The 19542-nt window shown below is 36.0% G+C and carries 12 protein-coding genes; 8 read left to right on the top strand and 4 right to left on the bottom strand.

Annotated elements, in window-relative coordinates:
• Positions 1-297: 297 nt before the first annotated feature.
• Both crcB and HC176_RS02405 read right to left on the bottom strand, forming a co-directional pair.
• Positions 298-663: a fluoride efflux transporter CrcB gene (crcB, locus tag HC176_RS02410; RefSeq protein ID WP_167916581.1), complete on the bottom strand. Its 366-nt coding sequence runs from the start codon at positions 661-663 to the stop codon at positions 298-300.
• Positions 664-757: 94 nt separating this feature from the next.
• Entirely contained in the window at positions 758-1780 is a 1023-nt protein-coding gene (locus HC176_RS02405; RefSeq protein WP_167916580.1) for an SRPBCC family protein, read from the bottom strand.
• A gap of 196 nt (positions 1781-1976) precedes the next feature.
• Here HC176_RS02405 and HC176_RS02400 point away from each other — a divergent pair, with 196 nt between their 5' ends.
• From HC176_RS02400 to HC176_RS02390, 3 genes are all read left to right on the top strand, one after another.
• Complete coding sequence (locus tag HC176_RS02400; RefSeq protein ID WP_342448658.1) at positions 1977-2255, top strand: hypothetical protein; 279 nt, start codon at positions 1977-1979, stop codon at positions 2253-2255.
• Positions 2256-2470: 215 nt separating this feature from the next.
• The gene (locus HC176_RS02395) at positions 2471-3934 is read left to right on the top strand and encodes a sulfatase family protein (protein WP_209309640.1); all 1464 of its coding nucleotides are present in this window, start codon (positions 2471-2473) and stop codon (positions 3932-3934) included.
• A gap of 205 nt (positions 3935-4139) precedes the next feature.
• Entirely contained in the window at positions 4140-5336 is a 1197-nt protein-coding gene (locus tag HC176_RS02390) for an IS256 family transposase (protein WP_167916578.1), read from the top strand.
• Between the two features lie 63 nt (positions 5337-5399).
• Here the strand turns inward: HC176_RS02390 and HC176_RS02385 are convergent, their stop codons facing one another.
• On the bottom strand, positions 5400-6326 hold the full coding sequence (locus tag HC176_RS02385) for a hypothetical protein (RefSeq protein ID WP_167916577.1): 927 nt from the start codon (positions 6324-6326) through the stop codon (positions 5400-5402).
• 1103 nt (positions 6327-7429) lie between these two features.
• Between HC176_RS02385 and HC176_RS02380 the strand changes: the two genes are divergently transcribed.
• Genes HC176_RS02380 through HC176_RS02360 form a run of 5 tightly spaced genes read left to right on the top strand, consistent with a single transcriptional unit; the run spans position 7430 to position 18533 of the window.
• On the top strand, positions 7430-10540 hold the full coding sequence (locus HC176_RS02380; protein ID WP_209309639.1) for a SusC/RagA family TonB-linked outer membrane protein: 3111 nt from the start codon (positions 7430-7432) through the stop codon (positions 10538-10540).
• A 10-nt stretch (positions 10541-10550) separates the two neighbouring features.
• Positions 10551-12440 carry a RagB/SusD family nutrient uptake outer membrane protein gene (locus HC176_RS02375; RefSeq protein ID WP_167916575.1) on the top strand — a complete coding sequence of 630 codons (1890 nt, stop codon included), beginning with the start codon at positions 10551-10553 and terminating at the stop codon, positions 12438-12440.
• Positions 12441-12478: 38 nt separating this feature from the next.
• Positions 12479-15595 (top strand): SusC/RagA family TonB-linked outer membrane protein, encoded by a 3117-nt coding sequence (locus HC176_RS02370; protein ID WP_209309638.1) that lies wholly within the window; start codon positions 12479-12481, stop codon positions 15593-15595.
• Positions 15596-15620: 25 nt separating this feature from the next.
• A complete protein-coding gene (locus HC176_RS02365; RefSeq protein WP_167916573.1) occupies positions 15621-17327 on the top strand; it encodes a RagB/SusD family nutrient uptake outer membrane protein in 1707 nt (568 codons plus the stop codon).
• 39 nt (positions 17328-17366) lie between these two features.
• Entirely contained in the window at positions 17367-18533 is a 1167-nt protein-coding gene (locus HC176_RS02360) for a DUF5627 domain-containing protein (protein ID WP_167916572.1), read from the top strand.
• Between the two features lie 72 nt (positions 18534-18605).
• Here HC176_RS02360 and HC176_RS02355 read toward each other — a convergent pair whose 3' ends face one another.
• Positions 18606-19481 (bottom strand): AraC family transcriptional regulator, encoded by an 876-nt coding sequence (locus HC176_RS02355; RefSeq protein ID WP_167916571.1) that lies wholly within the window; start codon positions 19479-19481, stop codon positions 18606-18608.
• Between the last annotated feature and the right edge of the window lie 61 nt (positions 19482-19542).

Genomic DNA, 19542 nt, shown 5'->3' with positions numbered 1-19542 from the left:
GTATATTGCTAAAGTCGTATTTTCACTATTGTAAAAATTAACCCCTAAAAAAATGAATAGCACGAGCAATATAATCCAACTTTTATTTTTTTTAATTCTTTAGGATTTAGAAGCAGTGAATAGTTGAAAGTCAATAAAGTCTTCCTTTTCTATATTATAATCTATTTTCATTCTGTTTTGTAATAATTATTGCCAACAATTGAATAAACACAATTGCGATTATCCATATTGTATCTACGCGATAAATATAGCTAATTGAAGTTGTTTTTGGTTGAAAAATTTATAAAAAAAAGTTTTTTACTTCACCAAAAATATCCCTAAAAACACAGCTAAAAAGCCTACAACAAAACTAGCAATGGTATAAAACGCAAAACTGGTAAAGTCGCCTGCTTTTAAGAATTCATGATTTTCGTAAGCGAAGGTGCTAAAGGTGGTAAAGCCGCCACAGAATCCGGTGGCCAAAAGCAAGGTTTGGTTTTGCGAAAGGGTATTGTTTTTGGCGGCTAAGCCCAAAATGATGCCAATGAGTAAACTGCCTAAAATATTGGCTGCAAAAGTGCCGTAAGGGATGTCCGTTTGTGGATTGTTAAAATATTTGCCAATCAAAAAACGCAGCACACTACCAAAACCACCACCAACAAAAACCAGTAAAATCTGTTTCATTTATAAAAGAAATTTACGGTTGCTAAGTACACCCGACTTCATTCGGCTATGTTGGATAAAAATGCTAAGAATAACAAAGATCCATTTTTTGCTGTTAGTTTACGGCTATATAGATTTCGGTTTTCCAATCGGCTGGATTGGGTGTGTTCATAGGGTCGGTTAAATAAACCTCAAGCATGGGGCCATCCTCTGTAAACTCCATGTCGCTATCGGTTATGTGTTTCATGGTGGTTTCCCAAGCTTCCTTTAAATTGCTGTAATTACCTTTTAATGTCGTTTTTATCGCCTTAAAAGGTTCTATCTGTCCTGTTAAAATATCACTTTCAGATGATATAACCCTATCGGTGGTAGGCACACAGCATGAAAACATAACGGCGTTGTTTTTTTCGTCCCATTTATGGTAATAAGTAAATGGCGCTCCAGCCATTTGAATATTGTTTTTTATAGCATAATTACTGATCTTGGGCATCATTTCCTGCATTTTGGCTTCTAGATCCGGTATTTTGCAGGAGGTTGTATTATAAATATAATAACCGCCGCCATGTTCGGTAAGGCCATCGACAGTAACGGTATATTTTTCCATATCAGCCACCACAACGCTATCTAATTTAAAGAGTCCGCGTTCAAAATCGGGACCGGTCATATCTTCAATCGAACCGGCAAAAGTGGTGTACATTTTGGTCGTAAAATCCTGTTTTCCGGCCATTTCCCAAGTTACTTTGGTGCCTTCATCTGTGGGTTCGAATGTCCAATTAATATCCGATTCCGATTCAAACGGTTTTATAAATTGAATATGTTGGTCTATGCTTTCATTTTCATTTACACTTAAGGTCGTCATTTGCCCTTCGCCCAAAATCTCACCACTCCAGGCATAGCTGCCATCAACCCCGGCCGTTTTGTCCCCATAGGTTAAATTGGCCGTTGGCTCTTGTTCTATCCACGGTGAAAAGCTGGGCCAATTTTTATAATCATTCACCTTATTGTAAACGACTGAAGCTGGAGCTTTAATAATCGTACTGCGAGAAAAACGGAATTCGTTGGGCTGCACAGCAATAAAAATGGCGAGGCCAATAACAAATATGAGCAATAAAAAAAGGATGTACTTAAGAGCTTTCATTAATTAGTGTTTTGGAAGATTAGTAAATCAAATATAATCATTTTTAGTTTTCGATTAATAAATTACTACATTATTACATTTGTTGCTGTAAAAATTGATATCTTCCACTTTAAATAGTGTTTTTTAGGTTTTTCAATAATGAGCTGTGGAGTGAGTAATAACTTTTTAAGAATAATTAAATAAAAAATAATAGCCGATGAAACTTAAATTAATCATGAGCGCGATGGTGCTCGGCACTGTTTTATGGCCGTGCGGAAATGAAAAATCCAACCAAGCTGCAATGGATGCTGAACAAAGTGAAATTAACGACTTTAAATTTAATATAGATCAATTTGCCGATGTTAAAATTTTGAGATACCAAGTGCTAGGTTGGGAAAAACTTTCATTGAAAGAGCAAAAATGGGTGTGCTATTTAACACAGGCTGGTTTGGCGGGGCGCGATATTATGTGGGGCCAAAATTACCGGCACAATTAAAAAATTAGAGCGGCGCTCGAAAATATTTACACCAAATATTCGGGTGATAAATCGGCTACTGATTGGCAGACTTTTGAAACCTATTTAAATCGGCTTTGGTTCAGTAATGGTATTTGCCATCATTATTCCAATGGCAAATTGAAACCAACATAGCCAGCAGTCAAGTTTTAGCAAAATTAATAGATGTTTTCTAATTAAAATAGCACATGAGAGTAATGCAAAAAAAACTATTCGTATTAATAATTACAACTCTTTATTTAAGTTGTAAAACTTCAGAAAAAACTATTTCAGAAGAAAAACCCCTAAACATCCTTTTCATTTTAACAGACGACCAAGGTGCGCATTTATCTGCTGTAGGAACAAAAGGAATTTCAACACCAAATATAGATGCGCTTGCTAAAAACGGTGTGTTGTTTACAAAATCCTTTGCTGTGGTGCCATCATGTTCGCCAAGCAGAAGTTCTATCATGACAGGAATGTATCCGCATGCCAACGGCCATTGGAGAAACACCATTACCCCGCGTTTAGACGAGCCAGTTAGTGAGTTTGGAAGGCAATCAAAAACAGTGGATAAAGTAGGTATTCACGAGTACTTAAAAACGCTTCCGGAATTACTCCAAGAACATGGCTATTTTACCGGAATTACCCAAAAGTTCCACATGAGTCCGCCTTGGAAATTTCCTTATTCCGATAGAAACCCAGTAAACAATGATCCTGACCAGTTTAAAAATGTAATTTCCCAATACATTGCCAGTGCGGGTGATAAACCTTTTTTTATCCAAGCCAATATAGCCCCTCCACACAGAAATTTTGATCATCACATGGACAAATTTTCAGAATTCCTTCCTAACCCTGAAGATATTGAAGTTCCTGAATATTTAGCAGATACTCCTGAAATGCGCAAAGACTTAGCAAAATATTATGGGTCTGTACAGCTTGCCGACGCATGTGCAGGCAGTATTATTTCGGCTTTAAAAGAAAAGAATCTTTTAGAAAGTACCATTATAATTTATACTAGTGACCAAGGCGAACCTTATCACAGAGCCAAAGCATCGGCATATTATGCGGGTTTACATGTTCCTTTTGTAGCAAGTGGCCCCAGTATTGTAAAAAACAAAATATCTGATGCACTTATTTCCCATATCGACATTATGCCAACCATTTTAGATTATGCAAATATTGATATTCCTTCGAGTGTTCAGGGTAAATCTTTAAAATCCTTGCTTAATGGCAAGCAAGAAAAATTAAGTAATCGCGATTATATATTTGGAGAGCATAACTCCCATGGTCCGATAAGAGCAGAACATTACCCAAGTAGAGCGGTGTTTGACGGGAGATATTATTATATCAAAAACCTTATGCACAGTAAAACCTATGAATTGCCTGCTGATTTAAAGGTTGAAAAAGGTTGGGGTAACCATAGCTACCAAGCAACTTTAAAGGCAAAAGAATCACATCCCGTTCAATATAGCTTATTAAAACAATTAGAATCTGGCCGCCCAAAAGAAGAACTTTATGACATGAAGAATGATTTTGGTCAAATTAATAATCTTGTAAATAACCCAGAGTATAAAGAAAAACTTAAAGAATTAAGGGAAGCTATTAATGCCTGGAGAAAAGAAACCGGCGATTTAGAAAATGACCCATTAAATATAAAAACAAGACAACTAAACAAATAATGTTACGGTATCTTAGCTAGTACACACTAAACTGAAAATCCGCGAGGATTTTTTCAGAAGTAGGCGGGAACCAGTAATTACTTATGGCCATTGTTGTAAAACATACTTTTTTATAGGTAGTATCTCACTAAGTGTGTAAAGTTTAAATATCGAGGGTTAACAGCTCTCGATATTTTTTTTGTTTAATTTTAAATTTTATACACTTATGAAGAAAGAAGATTTTCTAAACGATGATTTTTTAAAACAGTTCAAAACAGGCGACGAACTGACCTCCTTTCTAAAATCCATCCAAAAGCGGGGCATCGAAAAGATGTTGGAAGGAGAACTTGATGCGCACCTGGATTATGATAGGCACCAACAATCCGGTAACAGCAATACCCGTAACGGTTACGCTTCCAAAAAGATAAAAACGGCATTGGGAGAGACCGACATCAAAGTCCCCAGGGACCGGGAAGCCTCTTTTAACCCTATGCTGGTCCCTAAACGCACTAACATGGTCGATGGCATAGAAAACGTCATTATCAGCCTTTATGCCAAGGGCATGAGCAATTCCGATATCGAAGAACAGATCCGTGAAGTCTACGGTTTTGATGTATCCACATCCACCATATCCCGCATCACGGATAAAGTGACCAACGATATTGTGGCTTGGCAGAACAGGCCTCTGGAGCCCGTATATTTAATTACTTGGATGGATGGTATTGTATTTAAGGTTCGGGAGAACTCCAAGGTCATCAACAAAACCATGTACATCGCCGTGGGACTGCGCAGGGACGGCAAAAAGGAAGTGTTGGGACTCTGGCTTGGCAAGAATGAATCGGCAGCCTTCTGGATGAGCGTGCTGACCGATATAAAGGCCAGAGGCGTTCAGGACCTGCTTATAACCGCCACAGACAATCTAAACGGTTTTACCGATACCATTAAAAACGTTTTTCCTGAATCCAAGACCCAAATCTGTGTGGTGCACCAAATCAGGAATGCTTGTCGCTATGTGGTTTGGAAGGACAAAAAGGAGTTTACAAAGGATATGAAAAGCATCTACGATGCACCCACCAAGAGCGCAGCAAAAGCCGCTCTGGAAGACTTTGCTAAGAAATGGGAGCACAAGTACTCTTACGCCATTAAAAGCTGGAGAGATAACTGGGAAGACCTTACCGCTTTTTATGAGTTCCCTGTTGAAATCAGAAAAATCATTTACACCACAAACCTTATTGAGAACCTTAACGGAAAAATCAGGAAATACACCAAGAACAAGCTCTCATTCCCAACAGATGAAGCTGTTATGAAGTCCACTTTTTTAGCTTTACGAGAGGCTACCAAAAAATGGTCGATGCCCATTAGGAACTGGGGCATTATTTTAAACCAGTTTTTGACTATATTTGAAAAAAGGGTCCGGCTTTAAATAAGCCAAACCCTCGATTTTTAACTTACACACTTTTTTTATCAATGAAAAAGTTAAATCATATTACATCTCAACTTTTTCATGTGTAGTATTAGCCCATCTTATTTGTGCTCTACCTCCTTTGACTCTATAAGCACCATATCTAATTTTTGATTGCGTTCCTCTTTCAGGGGAAGGAATATCCCAATTAAATGCTTCGTCACCAATTATCGCATTACAATAGTGTATCTTTTTAGCAGAATCGCTAGGGTCCACTTTAAAACCAACCTCTAACTCAAAAGAAGTTATTTCGTTTTTATTAACCCTTTTTAATAGAACAACCTCTCTACCATTGCCTTCTCCACCACGTTCCAAGATACGTTCTGCATATATATCGAATGCTATTTGCTTGTCTGCATTTTCACCAGTGCCATAAATGGGTTTAGCTAAATATAAGCAAATTGCTGGGTCTGCAGAACCGCCACCACCAGTATGCTGACCTTTGGCTTGTGCAATGTATGTGCCGTCTTGACTAAAAGAGCCTGCATCACCCACTTCAAGAATTCTAAAGTCTCCTGTAAATTTAACAAATGACCCTACGTTAGAGTTAGCAATGGGTAATGAGCGTTCCATTCGAGGTTGTAAAGTGGTATCAAATTTGTTTGAACCGTCAGTTATATTGTATATTCCCCATGTAACACCATCAATAACAGTTTCTTTATAATTCGCATAACAAGTCCTGTCGTCAATAGTTCCTACATTAACAGGGTTTGGTAAATCGTTTGATGTTCTTGTAGCATTTTCACCGTCCGGGTTACATATCGTGAAAGAACCTGTATCTTCATCAATAGCAACAACTGAATCTGAATCTGAATCTGAATCTGTACTGTCATCAAATACTAATATGTCTTCAGAGAGCCCAAGCCCATCTTTTGTACAAGAAAATACGGATACAAAAACAACTAATGCTACAATCGATAATGGTCTGTAAATAAGATATACTTTTTTCATAAAAAAATGTTTTTTCACAAAAATATATTATTAAGTTTAACGTGCTGTCCTGTTTTATCCTGATTGGAAGATTTTCAAATTATTTAGGGCCCTGTGATTGCTATACGGTTACAAAAAGCGAAATTGAACTTTGGTGTTTTTTGGAGACTTCTTATTGTCAATGTACGAATATCTAAAATTATAATGAGTTGACAGTTTCAGTATGATATAGTAGGATGTTTATAATGCATATGTGCTAGTCAGCATGTCAATTATCCCTTAGTTTTCGATCGTTGATTTTTTTTACCTATGGTTGAGTTTTCGAAGAGTGAAAGCAAGATGCGGTAAGAGTCATAATAAAAAGTAAGTATGGCGATATATACTATTTCATCTTAAAAAAATATATTTCAAGTTTAATTACACTAATGACAGTATTTCTTGAAAATTAAGGGTTTAGATTTAATTTATTGCCTCTTGTTTTGTATTGTTTGAGTTTATCATGACAATACAGGACAGGCTATCAATTTTTAGTTTGTACTTTAGAAATTTCAAATTTAAACTAAACAATATGATATTAAGAACTACCTTGAAAATTGTGTGTGGAAGAGCCATGCTCAATATGCAATGACCAAAGCTTAACTGTCCTGAAAATAATTTTGTGGTTAAGTTCTGAAAAATAAAATTTCAAGACTATCTTAATTCCAACAAAATAAAAAGCTAGGATTTTTTGACTAATAATTTTCTTAACAGATGTAAGGGGGCAAACTTTATAATTTTTGATCATCAATGATATTTTACTGCAAGTTACCTGGAAAAAGTCGATAATTTCAGAGTTTTATAGGATATTCACTTAATCTTTAAATGCTTAATAGAGTTATAGAGTATTTAAGTATACTAAATATGTTTGCATTGAAATCCTTTGCTTTAGTATAATCAACAGAAATCGGGACTTTTAAACCACTTTTGCGTACAGATGCACCCCTTAGGTTGCTTAATTTTGAGGAGTAAAAAAGTGCTCAGGGATTGCGTATTGTAAAAAGCCCGTACAACACAGGACAGATTTAAGATATTTTAACAATTACATTTGTAAAACTAATTTATGAACTAAATTTATGAAATTAAAAATGAAACAAAAGCTAACGCCAGACATTAGGCGAATTTTAATTGCAGCTGGTTTGATAATATGCTGTATGGCTATGACAAATGCCCAGACGGTTGAAGGGACTGTGAGTGCTGACGGATTTCCATTGCCAGGGGCTACAGTTATAGTAAAGGGTACTACTAAGGGGGCAGTCACTGATTTTGACGGTAAATACAGCATCGAAGCTGGAGGAGCAAGTGTTTTGCAGTTTTCATATGTTGGTTATCAAGCTAAAGAAGTTCCTGTTAATGGGAGAACAACCATAAATGTTGTTCTAGAGGAAGACATAGCAAGTCTAGATGAAGTAATAGTAGTCGGTTACGGTACTCAGAAAAAAGAGAGTGTAGTTGCGGCAATTGTTCAAGTAAAAGGAGAGGATTTGATGGAAAGAGCGGCTGGTATTTCTAATATTGAAGAGGCATTGCAGGGTAATTTACCTGGGGTTACTGCCATACAGGGTAGTGGTACTCCTGGGGCGTCTAATACGAGAATTACTATCCGAGGAAATAGTTCAATTAATGGTGATGGAGGCCCTCTAATACTTGTAGATGGGGTTAAGAGACAAATGTCAGACATTGATATGAACGACGTTGAAAACCTATCTGTATTAAAGGATGCTTCTGCAACAGCGGTTTTTGGTGTTGAGGGAGCCAATGGTGTAATTTTAATTACAACCAAAAGAGGGCAAACTGGTAAAGCGGAGTTATCGTTAAATGTGAATTCAACAATTAAATTTGTTTCTCAATTACCTACAAAGCTAGATTCCTATGATGCAATACAGCAAGTTAATAGTGCTATTCTAAGAGGGGTAGCTGTGGCTCCAGCTTCATGGAATAATTATACCCCGGGGGCCATTCTAGAAAGATACCGCAATCCATCAAGTTTAGAGGAGAGTTTTGCTTATCCTAATGTAGATTGGGAGGATGAACTCTTAAAAGATTATGCGCAAGATTATAGGATTAATTTATCGGTACGAGGTGGTAATAAAACGGCCAAATATTTTGGTAGTTTAGCATATCAAACTGTCGAAGATATTTTTGACGGAGGCAAATATGACAACGGAAGAGGATATGTAGGTGAATTCAGTTATGAGCGATTTAACTACAGAAGTAATATTGATTTTAATATTACAAAAACCACAGAGTTGTCTGTAAATCTTTCCGGTTACTTAGGGATCAGAGAAGAACCAGCCAGAATAGGTAATGTAACAAATGGAATTTACTTTATTCCACCAAACCTTTTCCAACCTATATATCCAGATGGTTATTATGGTGATGATCAAAATGTTGATATTTTTAGGAACTCACTTCGAAGTTTGTCGGCTACAGGTTATGATACCTATACAAACTTTCAAGTGAATACAGATTTTATATTGAAACAAAATTTAGATTTTATAACAGATGGTTTGTCGTTTAAAGGACGATTTTCTCTTGATAATAATATGAGGAGTGAGCAGTCTTTAAACGATGGAGGTTCTCTTATAAAACGATACACTATTGATGGTGAAGAGGTTTTAGATGGTAATCCAACTGGAGTGAATCAATTTGATTATGTTCAAGGACCATGGACTTTAACGCCTTCACAAGTAGAAGATACCAGTACTAGTACTGGTAGAGCACGACAGTTGGTTTATGATTTTTCTTTAAATTATAATAGAACATTTGCCGACAAGCATAACTTTACAGCACTGTTTCTAGTAAGAAGACAGGAAAGTGCTACAGGTAGCCAGTTCCCGAGAAGACGTGAGGATTGGGTAGGAAGGGTTACGTATGACTACGATTCACGATACTTTTTAGATATAAACGGTGCTTACAATGGGTCCGAAAAATTTGGCCCAGGTTATCGTTTCGATCTTTTTCCTTCAGCGGCCTTAGGATGGACGCCTTCTAATGAAGCTTTTTTGGAAGATGTTGATTGGTTGAATAAATTGAAGTTAAGAGGGTCTTACGGGCTTGTTGGAGATGACAATTCAGGTGGGAGATTCAAGTATTTAAGCCAATGGGCTAGTGGTAATTCTTCATATTTAGTGCCAAACAATTTCACTGGGGGAAAATCTCCTTATACTTGGTATAGAGAGTCGATTGTTGGGAATCCCGATCTTCAATGGGAAACTGCTGTTAAATATAATATAGGTGCAGAATTCTCTATATTTAATGGTTTGTTATCAGGTGAAATGGATTATTTTGCAGAAAACCGCGACGATATTGTTATTCTTGGTAGAAACCGTAATGTGCCTGATTGGTTTGGGCAAACACCTCCCGATTTTAATAGAGGAAAAACAGAGGTAAAAGGTTTCGAGGTCGTTCTTGCATCTACATACACCTTCGATAATGGTTTAAATGTTTTTGGTAATTTCAACTTTACACAGTCAAAAGGTTTAGTTGTATTAGAAGACGACCCATTATTCTTACAAGAACATTTGCGTAAGGCCGGGTATGCAATAAATCAACAAAGAACTCCCATTCCAGCAGGAATATTAACGAGTTGGGATGATGTCTATATGTCAACACCACAAACTTTGAATCAGAGCCTAACTCGAGTAGGGTATTATGATGTAGTTGATTTTGACGGTGATGGTATTTTTAACGGTGATTTTGATAGAGCACCTTTTGGCTATCCAGAGAGTCCTTTAAGAACTTGGGCGGCTACATTAGGGGCGAGTTACAAAGGTTGGACTGTTTCAGCACAATTGTATGGAACGCAAAATGCGAACAGACGTTTTGCAAACAATACGTTTGCACAAGGAACACCTTTAATTTTTACGCAAGATTTAGATTATTGGACTGTAGATACGCCTGGCAACACAGATACTCAACCAGCAGTGGGTGTCGCAGGTGATACCAACCCTAGAGATGCTTGGTTAGACGGCTCATTAACAAGATTGAAAGCCGTAAGCCTATCTTATGACGTGCCAAGTAAAACATGCGAAAAGCTAGGTCTTAAGAAATTGAACCTTTTTGTGAATGGTAATAACTTGTTTTTATGGTCTAACTTACCAGATGATCGAGAGTTTAATAATGATAGTAGTGCTGAATCCAGAGGAGATTATCCTACCTTAAAAAGAATCAACTTTGGTTTTAATATGAATTTTTAAAAAAAAAATAATGAAAAACTATAAAATAATATTAGGAGTATTTTTGGGGCTGATGTTCTTCTTTTCCTGCGAAGACTACTTGGATATAGCTCCAGAATCAGTATTGGATGAAGAAGAAGTTTTTTCAACTTTTAAGAACGCACAAGGTTTTGTCGAAGAAATGTACACCTTGGTGGTAGCTTATGAAAGAGGATCGCACACCTTTCAAGATTTCTTGTATGGAGACGATACGTTTACAAGTAGATCTTTTAAAGCAGGTTGGAAAATTGATGAAGGAAGCTTAAATAACCTAGGGAGCTATAGTTACTTATATAATTGGCAAAATAATAGTTTTGATAGTCCGGCAATTAATATTAATAACCAATTTGCCAGTAGAAGACCAGGTGTGTGGGATGGTAGTTTGCGAGGCATTCGTAAAGCTAATATTGTAATTGATAATGTTGAAAATAAAGGCTTAATGGTAAATGCCACTCAAGACGAAAGAGATGTTATATTAGGGCAAGCTTATTTTTTCAGAGCATTTTTCCATAATGAGATAATGAAATTTTGGGGGCGTTTTCCTCATATAACGGAAGTGTATGCTGGAGAAATATCCATACCACGGCCAGAAACTTATAAAGAATGTGCTTTAGCAGTCAATGAAGATTATAAGAAAGCCATCGAGTTATTGCCAGTAAATTGGGACGACGAGCCTTATGGGCAACGAACATTAGGAGAGAATAAAATGAGGGTTACTAAGGGTGCAGCCTATGCTTTTCAAGGTAAAAACCTGCTTTTGGCAGCAAGCCCGTTAATGCATTTTAACAATCAACCGGGTATAAACACTTATGAGTATGATACCGAATTATGTGATATGGCTGTTGATGCTTTTGCAGGGATTCTTAAATTAGCCGACCAAGGACGCTATCGTTTAGCAACTACATTGGAAGAATTAGAAGAAGTGTTTTGGAAATCACCAGCACCAAGAACTTTGCCGGGGGGTACAGAGTTTATATTTTCAGCTACTGGAAGTAATAATAGAGATATCCTAGCTTTTACTTTGGCAGGAGTCCCCAGATCTGTACATAATGCGCTTTCAGAAACTGTTGACCCTACGCATAATTTTATTCATAATAATTTTGGAATGGCTAATGGTCTTTCAACAGAACACCCAAATAGTGGTTATGATCCATCAAACCCTTTTGACAATCGTGACCCACGTTTTTACAAATGGCATATTATTGATGGACAAGTGTTATCTCCAAGTGCTACTGGATCTAATAAAGCAAGGCACGAATTTGCTCAACTTTGGTATGTTAGTCAGGCCGATAAAGGCTTTCATAGAGACAATACCATTGATACCAGAGAAAGTGCTCTAAACAATAAAACGGGGTATATGCAAGCAAAATTTTATCCGATAATCAATGGAGAGTTTGCTAGTCAATGGAATGGGCCTCTTAATACATATGTTGGTGCGCTATTGCACATGAGACTAACGGATGTTTACTTAATGTACGCAGAGGCACTACATGCTTCTAAAGGAGCTACCTCAGCGCCAGCTTCTTACCCGTCGTTAACGGCTGAGGGTGCCATTAATAAATTTCGTGACAGAGCTGGTGTGCCTCATGTTCTCCCAAGTATTGTATCTAATAGAAATAGTTTTATGGATGAACTTAGAAGAGAAAGAGCTGTAGAATTAAGCTATGAAGCACATAGATGGGTTGATATTCGCCGTTGGGGAGTAGCACATTTAGATAGGTATAAAATAAAATATGGTTTAAATTTTCCTGAAGATCATTCTAGTTTTACTCCAGTAATTCTTAAAGAAAGAGTATGCGAATACCCTAAACATTATTGGGTGCCATTTGAGCCTTCTCAAACACAAATTTACGAGGGCTTCCCTCAGAACCCTGGATGGTAATTTTGTACAAATTCGTTTTAATTAATATAAAGAAAAAAATGAAGATAAATAAATTATATAGGTTGTTTACTCTAGCTTGTTTAATGTTGTTTTGCTTAAGCAATGTAGCAACAGCACAAACTAAAGGTAAAAAGGTATCAGCAACCGTGGTCGATGAACAAGGGAATCCATTAAGTGACGTTAAAGTTTTTGGATCTAAAGGAGTTCGAGCGTCAACAGATATTACTGGAAAATTTCTAATAGCCATAGATAATGATGAGTCTTTGGTAATACAAAAAAAGGGATATGAATCGGAACTCATTAACGAGGTTGATTTCACTAAAAACATTACTTTAGTAAAATCTCCATTCTTGGCGACTGAAGATGACGAAATTAAGATGGGGGTTACTACCAAAGATCGCCGTGATATGGTAGGAGCAGTTTCAACAATAAATACACGAGACCGTTTAACCTATGATAATACCCAATGGGTAAGAAATTACATTAGCGGCCTAACCTTAGGGGTAAGAGGCTCCGATAATGTTAGAGGTTTAGGGAGTGCCGTTTTTGTTATTGATGGTGTGATTGGCCGTGACCCAAATATTTTGAATATGGAAGAGGTTGAGCAGATAACGGTTCTTAAAGACGCTAATGCGGTTGCATTATATGGTAGTCAAGGTAGAAATGGTGTTATTGTGATTAACACCAAGCGCGGAAAAATAAATAAAAAAGAAATTAACGTTAATGTACGTACTGGAATTAGTGTGCCAATAGCCTTACCTAACTATTTGAGTTCAGCGGCATATATGCAACTTTTTAATGAAGCAAGAAATAATGATGGATTAGATAATTTTTATGATCCAGCACTTATTCAAAATTTTAGGTCAGGTTCAAACAAATATAAATATCCTGATGTAGATTTATATTCAAGTGAATATGTGCAACCTTTTATTAATACTACAAGTATTATATCTGAGTTTTCGGGTGGAAATGATAAAAATCAGTACTACGTTAATGTTGGATGGAATCGTAACGAAGACTGGGTAAATATAAATGATGATATCAATGCAGGCACGAACCGTTTTAATTTAAGGGGTAATATAGATTTTAAAATAAACGATTGGATTACAAGTAGTCTTGATGGTATTGCAGTTATTAGCTCAAATAAGGGCTCAAGGGCTAATTTGTTAAGTGCGGGTACAACTTTAAAGCCTAATGCTTATTCACCATTCTTACCTGCAAATTTAGTAGATACAAGTGATGAAACAGTTGCAGGTCAATTACAGGCAGCTAGCTTATTTAATGGAATGCTTTTGGGAACTTCGCAAGAATTGCAACTAGACGCACCTATTGCCTTGGCAATAGCGGGAGGGTATCGAAATACTGTGTTTCGTTCTACACAGTTTAATAACTCACTTAATTTTGATTTAAGCAAAATAACAAAAGGCTTATCTGCTAAAACTTATTTAAGTTTTGATTTTTATGATTCTTATAATTTATCAATAAATAATCAATTTAAAACCTATGCACCAGAATGGAATGGAGATAGAATAGCAAATTTTGGTAGAGTTGATCATGATAATGATCCTTTAACACCTGATATAACAGATGATTCTCGAATTTATGGAGAGGACTTGAAAGATCTAACAGAAAATGTTAGTACTAATGGATTTGTATCCCGATTTGGTTTCTATGGATTGGTAAATTATCAGAAAAACATTGATAAGAACAACTCTATAAACACGACCTTTTTAGGATATTATAATTCGGAAAAGAGTAACAATGTAATCCAAACTAATATAGATTCCCACTTAGGGTTGCAAATGACTTATGATTTCAAGAAAAAAGTGTTTGTTGATTTTACTGCTGCCTATACACATTCTATTAAGTTACCTGAAGGTAATAGAAACGGTTTAGCACCAACATTTGGTTTAGCATATATTTTAAGTGAAGAGCCGTTTTTAAAAGATAGCAAATTTATAAACTACTTGAAGTTAAAAGCTACGGGAGGCATTATAAAATCAGATCAGGGCATTACAGCTCTTAATGATAATGGGACTGTTGATAATGGTGCTAGCAATTACTATTTATATGATGAAAACTATTCCCGAGGAGGTAATTTTGTTTGGGCAGATGGGTCTAGTAACTCTAGACAAGTCCTATCACAAGGTGCAAATCCTAACCTAGGCTTTGAAGAACGAATAGATTTCAATATAGGTTTTGAAACTTATTTAATGAATTCACTTTGGATAGAAGCTAATTATTTTAGAACAGAACTTGACAAACAATTAACATTCTTGCAAGATCAATATCCTTCTTTTTATAACGCGTTTAGGCCATATGATAATTTCAATAACAATTTATATACTGGTTTTGAATTGGGGATAAATTTCAATAAAACCATTAACGATTTTAAAGTTGGTATAGGAGCCAATATTTTGTACAGTCAAACAGAAGCATTAAAACGCTCTGAAACAAACGAGTTTGATTACCAAAATAGAGTAGGAAAAGAGCTTTCTACAATTTTTGGATTGGTTGATGGAGGCTTTTATTCTGAGGCTGATTTTGATGCAAGCGGTAATTTAAATGCTGGTTTGCCGGTACCTCAATTTGGCGAGGTGCAACCTGGTGATATAAAATACCTAGATCAAAACGGTGATGATATTATTGATAATGATGACAATGTAGCTATAGGACAGGCTAGTAGCCCTTTTACTTATGGTGTAAACCTAAACTTAAAGTATAAGGCATTTAATCTGTTTATACTTGGAACGGGACAAACAGGGGGCGAAGCTAACAAATTAAGTAGTAGTTTTAACAATTATTATGAAGCTAACGGAAACAACAAATACTCTGAAGTAGCTATAGGACGTTGGACACCAGCAACGGCCAGTACAGCAACATACCCAAGATTATCTTCACAGAGTAATCAAAACAACTTTAAAACATCCACCTTTTGGTTGTACAACAACAATTTCTTTGAGATTAGCCGTGCTCAGTTAACTTATGAATTTACTGATGATTTATGTAATAAACTAGGTTTGGATGATTTTAGTTTAAATATTCAAGGAACTAATCTTTTTGAAGTCTCTAAGAACAGAGATATTCGTCAATTAACCATTGGCGGTACGCCTCAAGCTAGAGCTTACACCCTTGGTTTAAGAATGTCATTTTAATACAATAAAAATATAGAGAAATAAAATGAAAAATTTAATAAAATATATATTAATTGTGTTGGTATTCACAGGCATGATTGCTTGCGATACCTTTGAGCCTATCGATGAGAATAGACCAGACTTTGATTTTGTAAATTCAAATCCTGCAGCTGCAGAAGGCATTTTGTTAAATGCATATACAGGTTTGGTAGATCAGTATTCCTTTTCTGAAGCTGCCACTGATGATGCTGTTAATAATCAATTGACTAACGGTTATAAAAGAATCGCGAAAGGTGAGTTAACAGCTCAATTTAACCCAGCTGCCCGATGGAATAATTATGAACAGGTACTTTGGGTAAATAAATTCTTGCAAATTGTTGACGCAGGAGACATAGTTTGGAGTATAGAACCGGTGACAAACGAATTGTTTAATGACCGTTTGAAGGGTGAAGCACTAGCACTAAGAGCATTGCATCATTTTTATGTGCTTCAGGCACATGCAGGAAAAAATGCTTCTGGAGAGTTGTTAGGAATTCCGTATTTCACTGAGTTTATTGAAGCTGATGGTAATTTTAATGTACCCCGTTTGTCATTTGAGGCTACTGTTCAAGCCATTATGAAAGACTTTGACGATGCATTAGAGTTGTTGCCAACAGACTATAGTGAGAGTCCAAGTGATGACAAATATGACGGTATAGATATTAATGTTTACAGAAGGGTAAATGGTGCTCAAAATAATTTACGTATATCAGGTAGAATTGTAAGAGCCTTAAAAGCGCGTTTAGCTCTTTTCGCGGCAAGTCCGTCATTTTTAAATGGTCAAGGAAATTACTATGAAACTGCAGCAGAAAACGCAGCTTCTGTTTTAGAAACTATAGGAGGAGTTTCTGGTTTAGATCCAAATGGTATTGAGTTTTATACATCAGATGATAACATAAAGAGTATAGAATCCCTTTGGCGCGGTTCTATTGGTGGTAATAGCTCAACTTATGAAGAAAGAATGTTTCCACCTTCTGTAAATGGTAGAGGGGAAATTAATCCAACACATAATTTTGTAATGGCATTCCCAATGATGGACGGAACTCCTGCCATTCAAGCTAATGGCTTTGATCCACAAAATCCGTATGCTAATAGAGACCCGAGGCTGGATAAATATGTAGTTCTTAATGGATCTTCTTTTGGTGGCGGAACTATCAATACTGGTCTTGGCGGAGGAATAAATAGGTTAGATTCTATTCCTGAACGATCTACAACTACTGGATATTACCTTAAAAAATTATTACAACCAGATGTTAGAATCAATAGTGACGGAACTAAAAGTGGAAAACCACATGCTGATGTGTACTTTAGATACACAGAATTATTTTTAATTTTAGCAGAAGCCGCTAATGAAATTGGAGGGCCTGACCATCAGGTTAAGGGAATGTCTGCGCGTAGTATTATAACAGCAATTCGTGAAAGAGCCGGTATTTCGCCAGATAACTACATAGGGTCTATTACTACTAAAGAAGCTATGAGAGAACTTATTAGAAATGAACGACGTATAGAGCTAAGTTTTGAAGGACACAGGTTCTGGGACCTTAGAAGATGGGGAGTGTCACTAAATGAAACAGCAAAAGGTTATTTTTATGATGGAAGTAATTATGTGGAGTTACCATCCATTGAAAAAAGAGACTTTAAATCTATTTATATGCCAATTCCAAATGCTGAGACTTTAAAGTTTCCTGAACTTGAGCAAAATAATGGCTGGTAGGGTAATTGTGTAAATTAAAAGAATAAAAAAATATTAAACATGAAAATAAAATATTTAATAATATGCGCAATAGCCTTTAGTTTAATGGCTTGCGAAAATCAGGAAAATGAGTTTGACGATTTTGGCTCAACTTCAGTGTATTTCCCATTTCAAACCCCTGTAAGAACATTAATTCAAGGGAAGTATGATTTAGGTTTTAATGAGAATGATAATAAAGGACGATTTGAAATAGGTGTTATCATGTCAGGTGTTTACAATAATGATATAGACCGAAGAGTACATTTTGAGTTGGCTCCCGACCTAATAGATGCGTCTGATTTAGGCTTAGATACTGTAAATGTTAAGATTTTACCTGCATCTTATTATACCATTGAACAAGAAAGCCCCGTAACCATACCTTCTGGTTCTACAAAGGGGCGTATTCCGGTGCAGCTTTCAGATGCCTTTTTTGATGACCCACAATCATTTGCGGATTTTGGTGAAGTACATTATGTAATCCCTTTAAGAATTACAGATTATGAAGAGTTAGATTCGCTTTTATCAGGTGTACCCGCTGAAGGCATTACAAATCCTATAAAGATTAAAGCAGATGATTGGCAAGTACAACCTAAAGACTATACACTTTATGGTATTAAGTTTATTAATAAATATGATGGTATATATTTAAGACGCGGTGAGGATAAGATTGTAGGGCAAAGTATAAATGAGTCGCTTCAAGCTGTCGGAGGAGTATCCACAGGAGTAGTATTAGAATCTGAAATTGTTAATATTGATACAACTTCAGTTTACAGAGCAGATTTTGTTGTGCGAGATGAGACTACTAAATTGAAAACAACTGGGAGGAATAGTGCTTTATATACTAATAAAGTTAGAAGAGCGGGTCTTCCTAGTGAGGATAATATTTCTATTATATTGACTTTTGATGAGAATAATGACATTACGATAACAGATGTCGAAGGTGATAATTTTATTGTAACTGGATCAGGAAAATTTGTTGAAGATGGTGATGAGTGGGGAGGAGAACCTCGAGGCGTTATTTATTTACAATACCAGTATAGTGATGTTAACACAGCAGAACAAGTTGTTGCTTTTGGAACAAAGATAGAGAGATCTGTGCTAGATTTAACACATACTGTTAATGATACATTAGTGGTAAGAGACAGAGATGTTAAGTTCGAGGAGTTTACACTAGAACTTACAAAATAACACTTGGTTAGTAGTGAGTTGAATTTTAAATTATAAAAAGAGGCTGTCTGAAAAGTCAAGACAGCCTTTTTTTTATTTATTTGGTTCTCTAAATTTTCCCGGGGAAAGTCCTGTTTTGGTTTTAAATAGACGGTTAAAATAATAGTCAGATTCAAAACCCAGTTCAAACGCAATCTCTTTTTGCGATTTATCGCTGTTTAAAAGCAGTTCTTTAGATTTTTCAATTTTCAGTAATAAAAAATATTGCAGAGGGGAAATGCCGGTTTGTTTTTTAAAGTCTACTCTGAATTTTGAATAGCTAATTCCTAAGTGGCTTGCTATATCGTGTAATTGAATGGTTTTGTTGATGTTCTTGTACATAATGCTTTTTGCTCTGGAAATCATAGAGTTGAGGTGTTCTATGTTGTTGCCGCCCGATTTGATATTGTAAAGTTCAGCCATAAGTTGCAAGCAAATACCAGAAGCCAATCTTTGGTAACCATAAGGCTCTTCGTCAAATAATTTGAATAAGGCATTGAAATGATTTAATACGGAAGATTTATTGCATTTTGAAATTATAGGTTCGCTAGCACTAAAAAAACCATTGGATAGAAATTGAGAAGCTATTTTTCCAGAGAACCCTACCCAACGTTCGGTCCAGCCTATGCTTTTTTTAGGCTTATATCGGTGCCAAACGCCTGGAAATAATAAAAAAATGTCACCGTCAGAAACATTTATTTTTCCAGTAGTTTCACTTTCAAATACACCTTTTCCTTTTGTAATAAAAACAAGATGAAATTCATTTAAAACACGCCCCTTTTCCCAAGTAAAAACATACTGGTCAGGGTGGTCTCTAGATGGATATTCAGAGTGTTTTTCTATAACATTTCGTCCAATATTGTTTATGTAAACCCCCCATAATTTATCAATATCTGTTGTAATTAGGTATTTCCGAAACTTATTCTTCATATCATTTTGTGCAACTAATATATCAATTTGTCAATTGTTTTTAACAAGAAAATAAAAGAAA

It is taken from the genome of Tamlana crocina (assembly GCF_012037625.1).
Note: the sequence above shows the minus strand (reverse complement) of the source record. Positions and strands in the feature narration are given on the sequence as shown.